This is a genomic window from Streptomyces sp. NPDC026301 (assembly GCF_055567935.1).
Map to the genome: position 1 here is coordinate 78,822 of NZ_JBVHPN010000024.1, position 6,140 is coordinate 84,961.

7 protein-coding genes and 1 rRNA gene are annotated in these 6,140 nt (G+C 70.3%); all 8 read right to left on the reverse strand.

Annotation, left to right across the window (positions count from 1 at the left end; genetic code table 11):
• Positions 1–1,050: an NAD-dependent epimerase/dehydratase family protein gene (locus tag ACZ4MH_RS31105; RefSeq protein WP_351595229.1), complete on the reverse strand. Its 1,050-nt coding sequence runs from the start codon at positions 1,048–1,050 to the stop codon at positions 1–3.
• A gap of 283 nt (positions 1,051–1,333) precedes the next feature.
• Entirely contained in the window at positions 1,334–1,432 is a 99-nt protein-coding gene (locus tag ACZ4MH_RS31110) for a 30S ribosomal protein bS22 (RefSeq protein ID WP_003948845.1), read from the reverse strand.
• Positions 1,433–1,595: 163 nt separating this feature from the next.
• Complete coding sequence (locus ACZ4MH_RS31115; protein ID WP_014144137.1) at positions 1,596–1,805, reverse strand: helix-turn-helix domain-containing protein; 210 nt, start codon at positions 1,803–1,805, stop codon at positions 1,596–1,598.
• Positions 1,806–1,933: 128 nt separating this feature from the next.
• Positions 1,934–2,749, reverse strand: coding sequence for a phosphatase (locus ACZ4MH_RS31120; protein WP_351595232.1), 816 nt, complete (start codon positions 2,747–2,749; stop codon positions 1,934–1,936).
• A gap of 115 nt (positions 2,750–2,864) precedes the next feature.
• Positions 2,865–4,040, reverse strand: a complete 1,176-nt coding sequence (locus ACZ4MH_RS31125) for an acetoin utilization protein AcuC (RefSeq protein WP_351595235.1) — start codon at positions 4,038–4,040, stop codon at positions 2,865–2,867.
• On the reverse strand, positions 3,991–5,262 hold the full coding sequence (locus tag ACZ4MH_RS31130; protein WP_351595238.1) for an MFS transporter: 1,272 nt from the start codon (positions 5,260–5,262) through the stop codon (positions 3,991–3,993). Before ACZ4MH_RS31130 ends, ACZ4MH_RS31125 begins: the two co-directional genes overlap by 50 nt.
• 43 nt (positions 5,263–5,305) lie before the next feature.
• Positions 5,306–5,950, reverse strand: a complete 645-nt coding sequence (locus ACZ4MH_RS31135; protein WP_351595241.1) for an HAD family hydrolase — start codon at positions 5,948–5,950, stop codon at positions 5,306–5,308.
• A 104-nt stretch (positions 5,951–6,054) separates the two neighbouring features.
• Positions 6,055–6,140: ribosomal RNA gene (rrf, locus tag ACZ4MH_RS31140) — 5S ribosomal RNA — on the reverse strand; the annotation flags it as partial.

The window sequence follows — 6,140 nt, forward strand, 5'->3', positions numbered from 1 at the left end:
TCACTGGGTCTGGGCACTGGCTGCGGGCAGCAGCGCGGCGAGCCGGTCGACGGTACGGGAGACGGTCTCGGGCGGCAGCAGGCCGGGACCTCGGCTGCGGGCGAACTCCGCGAAGGTCTCGGCCGTGGTGTACGCCGGTTCGAACCCCAGTGTCTCGCGCATCTGGGTCGTCCGGACGACCCGGCCGTGCGTGAGCATCCGGATCTGCTCCGGCGAGAAGTCGGTGATGCCGAGCGAGCGCAGCATCGAGCCCGCCCAGGTGACCGTCGGCAGCAGCAGCGGCAGCGTGGGCCGGCCCAGCCGCCGCGAGCACTGCGAGAGCAGCAGCACGCCGTCGCCCGCGATGTTGAACGTGCCGCTGTTGAGCGTGCCCCTGCGGGGCTCGCCGGTCGCCAGGCGCAGCGCCTCGATGGCGTCCTCCTCGTGCACGAACTGCAGCCGCGGGTCGTACCCGAGGACGGTGGGCAGCACGGGCAGCGAGAAGTACTCCGCGAGCGGCGAGTCCGCGCACGGCCCGAGGATGTTGGCGAACCGCAGCACGCAGACCGCGACGTCGGGCCGGCGGCGGGCGAAGCCGCGTACGTACCCCTCGACCTCCACGACGTCCTTCGCGAAGCCGCCGCTGGGCAGCGACTTGGGGCTGGTCGTCTCGGTGAAGACCGCCGGGTCCCGGGGCGCGGAGCCGTACACACTCGCGGAGGACTTCACGACCAGTCGCTTGACGTGCGGTGCCTTCTGGCAGGCGCCCAGCAGCTGCATCGTGCCGATGACGTTGGTCTCCTTGACCGACGAGCGGCTGCCGCGGGAGCCGAGCGGGGTGCCGTTGATATCCATGTGCACGACCGTGTCCACGCCCGTTTCGGCGAGGACCTTGGCGATGGCCGGATGTCTGATGTCGGCCTTCAGGAACTCGGCGCCGCCGAGGTGGTGCTCGGGCGCCACGGCGTCGACGCCGATCACCCGGTCGACGTCGGGATCGCGCTGGAGCCGGCGTACGTAGCGGCCGCCCAGCTGACGTGCGGCTCCCGTGACGAGCACGACCTTGCCCAAGATCAGCCCTTCCTTCCCACCGTCGTCCCCCGCACGTCCCCGCACGTGCCGAGATGTGGCGGCCCACGCTATCCGGTCGGTGTTGCGGTGTGATGACTTGTGGACGGCCCCGGCCATCTTTCGGCCTGGTCCGGTCCTGGCGCCCGTCGCCGTCCTGATCCCTGATGCCGCCCTGACGCCGCCGCCTTGCGCCGAGTACCCGGCTTCCGGGCTTGTGTGCCCCCGAACGCACCGCAGCCCCCCACCGTGTGGTGGGGGGCTGCGGAATCGCGCTCAGCGCCGCTTACTTCTTGTTGCGACGCTGAACACGGGTGCGCTTGAGCAGCTTGCGGTGCTTCTTCTTAGCCATCCGCTTGCGCCGCTTCTTGATAACAGAGCCCACGACTACCCTCGCTCACTTCGAAATACTCGGTGCGGGGCGTCCGAGCCCACACTACCTACATCGGGCCAGCCTACCCGCCGCCGAGCGTACGGCGTAATCCGAGGGTCTTTCGTGGCCTCCGTCCGGCCTCACCAGGCCCGCAAAGGGACCTGTCGGGCCCCCGTCAGGCCGATTCCACCCCCACATAGGACTCGCGGAGGTAGTCGTGGACCGCCTGCTCCGGAACCCGGAACGACCTCCCCACTCGGATCGCGGGCAGATGACCGCTGTGCACCAAGCGGTACACGGTCATCTTCGACACTCGCATCACTGTGGCGACCTCCGCCACAGTAAGGAACACGACCTCATTCAGAGGCCTCTGGTCTGCAGCCATGACACACCTGGTCCTTCCGCACATGACGGGCACCGGCTTCCCCTCCGGTGACTCTTCGTCGCTATGCGCTCACTCCCCAGGTTAGGGGCGGGTGATGCGAGTGGGGAAGAGGAGTAGCCGTCGGCCGCCTACTGTGACAGACACGCTCGATTGAGTACATAGCGAGTAAGCGGTCGGTAGTAATCAGACCGCACAGCGTCATCAAGCGGAACTACGACGGACACCCGCCCCTCCGCCTGCCCGACGAACAGCGCCGGATCGTCAGTATCCGCCAGGCCGATGGCCTCAAAGCCCAGCTGACCTGCTCCGCAGACCCATCCGTGGTCCCCGATCACCAGCTCGGGAAGGGGTCCTGCGGCGTCTGCTGCAGCGCCGAGGGCCCTACGAACCGGGAGGGGGGAGTGCGTGTGCACCTCCGGCTCCCCGAGGTCTCCCCACACGCCGGGTTCGCGCATCCGCGCGACTCCCCGTACGTACGCAAGGTTGTACGTACGTACCCCAAACCGGGTCATTATGTCGATACTTGTGCCGTACGCAGGGGTGAGGACAGGGCATCCCGCCGCCGACAAAGCGTCTGCCAGGCCCCCGTAAAAGCCGGTGAGACGGTCCGGATGGCCCGTGCCGATCAGTACCGGCGAGCGCTCGCCGGCCGCCTCGCCGAGCCGGTCGGCGAACGCGTTCAGTGCCGCGACGGTCCGGTCCGGGTCGATCACATCCGTGCCAGAAATATGCGCAGGATCGGCCGAAACTCCGCACTGTTCTCCCATGAGCCCGAGCAGATCGCCGACGGACCAGTCCCCCGCGGGCTCCAGTCCGATGAGCGCCCGCGGGTCGCCGGCCGCGAAGAGGCGGTAGCGGTTCAGGCTCTTCTCCCGCGAGGTCGCGATCGACCCGGCGAGCCGTGCTTCGACCAGATGCGCCCGCAGCGCGCCACTGCTCAACACGCCGCCCATGGTGACGCCCGGACGACCGGTCCATGCCCTGACTGATGGGTAATCACACGTAAGGGGACCCTGCGCGGGCCCGTGGGCGCTCTCCAGCGGGGCCCGTGGGCGCTCTCTAGGGGAGCAGCCCGTGCGCCGGGAACACCGCGCGGCGAGTCGCCAGAATCGCCTGGTCCAGCCGGTCCGCCGGGTCGTACCCGCTGTCCGCGAAGTCCCGGAACACCGGCTCCCGCCCGTCCGTCATCCGCCGCGGCCCCTGCTGGCGCGTCAGCCGGTACACCTCCTGGCGCCACTCCTCCGGGATGTCCGTCGCCGGGTCCAGCGGCTGTCCGGCGGCGATCGCCACCAGGTGCGTCCAGGTCCGCGGCACCACGTCGACCACCGCGTAACCGCCGCCCCCGAGCGCTACCCAGCGCCCCTCGCAGTGCGCGTGCGCCAGCTGGTGACAGGTCTCGGCCACGGCGCGCTGCGCGTCCACGCTCACCGCCAAGTGCGCGAGCGGGTCCTCGAAGTGGGTGTCGGCGCCGTGCTGCGTGACGATCACGTCGGGCCCGAACCCGGCCACCAGCTCGGGCACCACCGCGTGGAACGCGCGCAGCCATCCCGCGTCGCCCGTACCGGCCGGCAGCGCCACGTTCGCCGCGCTGCCCTCGGCGCCCTCGGCACCGGTCTCCTCCGGCCAGCCGGTCTGCGGGAAGAGGGTGCGCGGGTGCTCGTGCAGCGAGATCGTCAGGACCCGCGGGTCCTCCCAGAACGCGGCCTGCACGCCGTCCCCGTGATGCACGTCCACATCGATGTACACCACCCGGCGCGCGCCCAGCTCCAGGAGCCGCGCGATGGCCAGCGCCGCGTCGTTGTAGATGCAGAAACCGGCCGCGCCGCCCGGCATCGCGTGGTGCAGCCCGCCGGTGAAGTTCACCGCGTGCAGCGCGTCGCCGCGCCACACCGCCTCCGCCGCGCCCACCGACTGCCCGGCGATCAGCGCCGACGCCTCGTGCATGCCGGCGAACGCCGGGTCGTCCTCGGTACCGAGCCCGTACGAGACCTCCGCGGCCTTCGGGTCGGCCGAGGCGCGCCGTACCGCGTCGATGTAGTCCTCGCGGTGCACCAGGCGCAGCGTGGACAGGCCCGCCGCCTTGGCGGCCGCCACCTGTACCGGCGCGCGGTCGAGGCCGTACGCCTGGACCAGCCGCATGGTCAGCGCGAGCCGCACCGGGTCCATCGGATGGCCGGGCCCGAAGTCATAGCCCGTTACTGCCTCGTCCCACATCAGCTGTGCGCGGCCGCTCATGTCCGCCACCGTATCGGGCCCGCTCCCCACCGAACGATGGGGCGTACACCAGCGTGACCAGCACGAGCACCATCGGCACCAGCATCGCCCCGCGGTAACTCCAGGCATCGCCCACCGCCCCGACGAGCGGCGAACCGACCAGAAAGCCCACATAGTTGAAGATATTCAGTCGCGCGATGGCCGCATCCGACGCTTCCGGACCGCGCAGCTCCCCGTGTGCTTCGTACGCCTGCCGGCCCGCCGCCGCGAACGTCTGCGGCACGATCACGCACAGCCCCAGGCCCAGCAGCGTGAACCCGGCCATCCCCGGCCACGCGCCGGGCGCCGCGGCCACCACCGCGAACCCCGCCGCCGCCACCACCGCCCCCGTCCGCACCACCGCGACCGGCCCGAACCTCCGCACCCCCAGATCCCCGACGGTCCGCCCGAGGAGCGTGGTGATCATGTACACGTTGTACGGCACGGTCGCCAGCTGCTCCGAACTCCCCAGCACGTCCTGCAGGTACTTCGCGCTCCAGTTGGAGACCGTCGAGTCCCCGATGTACGCGAAGGCCATGACGAGGCAGAGGGGGAGGAGGAGCCGCATGGACAGCGAGACGGGGGCCGCCGCAGGCCCCGCCTGGGCCGCGGCGCCGTCCTTGTGCGGACGCCTCTGGTCGACGTACCAGTGCCCGGCGACCAGGACGGCCGGCACGGCGACCGCGGCGGTCGGCCCGTACAGCAGGGCCAGCGAGAGCCCCCAGTGCGCGCCCGCCCAGGCCAGCGACGCACCCACGATCCCGCCGAGGCTGTACGCCGCGTGGAAGCCGAGCATGATGCTGCGCCCGTAGGCGCGCTGCAGGCTCACCCCGAGCATGTTCATCGAGGCGTCCAGCGCCCCGACCGACAGCCCGAACACCCCCAGGGCCACGGCCACCTGGACGAGGCCGCTCCCGGCCCCCACGCCCACCAGCGCCAGACAGACCACCGGCTGTACGCATCGCAGCACGAGCCCGGGGCGTACCCGCTTCACCAGCCGCTCCGTGGCCACGCTCCCCGCACCGGCCAGTACCGGGACGGCGGCGAGGAAGGCGGGCAGCAGCGCGTCGGAGATCCCGTACCGGTTCTGGATCGCCGGGATGCGCGTCACGAGCAGCGCGAAGACCGCCCCTTGTGCGAAGAAGCTCAGCGCGAGCGCGGCCCGGCCGCGCCGGAGCCGCGGCTCAACAGTGGGGGTGGTCATGGCCGGACAGCGTAGAACTCACCGCTACCGATGGGTAGATGAATCACACAAGGAGATCCGGGAGCTTGGTCATCTCGGCGAAGAGCGCGGTCGCGCCCGCCAGCCGGTCGGCCGGGGTCATGGCCGTGAACCCGTATACGTCCATGCCGGCCGCGACCGCCGCCTGTACGCCCAGCGGGCTGTCCTCGACGACCGCACACCGCTCGGGGGACACGCCCATCTTCTCCGCCGCGTGCAGAAAGAGATCGGGCGCCGGCTTCCCCCGCCCCACGTCCTCCGAGCTGAAGATGCGGTCGTCCGCGAACCACCGGTCGAGCCCGGTCTTCCGGTGCCCCACGCGAATCCGCTCATGGCTCCCGGAGGACGCGACGCAGTACAGGGTCCCGGCCGCGGCCAGTTCCGCCAGCAGTTCCGGTACTCCGGGGACGGGCGTCAACTCCTGCTCGAAGGCGGCGAAGACCCGTGCGTGGAAGGTGGTGTCGAAATCCGCGGGCAGCCGCTGCCCCGTTCGCTCGGCGACCAGGTCGTGCACGCGGTGTATCGCGGCACCCATGTAGTCCCGGATGGACTCTTCGTACGTCGTCGGATGCCCGAGTTCGGTGAGGTAGCCGGCCAGGATCGTATTGGAGAGCGGCTCGCTGTCGACGAGCACACCGTCATTGTCGAAGATCACCAGGTCGTATCGCATGGGACCGACCCTAGACGGGGATTGGTCGCTGCCCCTGGGGTCCAACTGGGCCTAAACGCAGAAAAGCCCCGCACCATGAGGTGCGGGGCTTTCCTACAATGATTGTTCGGCGGCGTCCTACTCTCCCACAGGGTCCCCCCTGCAGTACCATCGGCGCTGAAAGGCTTAGCTTCCGGGTTCGAAATGTAAC

Coding starts and splice junctions, on each gene's coding strand:
- ACZ4MH_RS31115 (WP_014144137.1), bottom strand. CDS start 1,805: ATGGCTGCAGACCAGAGGCCTCTGAATGAGGTCGTGTTCCTTACTGTG.
- ACZ4MH_RS31125 (WP_351595235.1), bottom strand. CDS start 4,040: ATGAGCGGCCGCGCACAGCTGATGTGGGACGAGGCAGTAACGGGCTAT.
- ACZ4MH_RS31130 (WP_351595238.1), bottom strand. CDS start 5,262: ATGACCACCCCCACTGTTGAGCCGCGGCTCCGGCGCGGCCGGGCCGCG.
- ACZ4MH_RS31135 (WP_351595241.1), bottom strand. CDS start 5,950: ATGCGATACGACCTGGTGATCTTCGACAATGACGGTGTGCTCGTCGAC.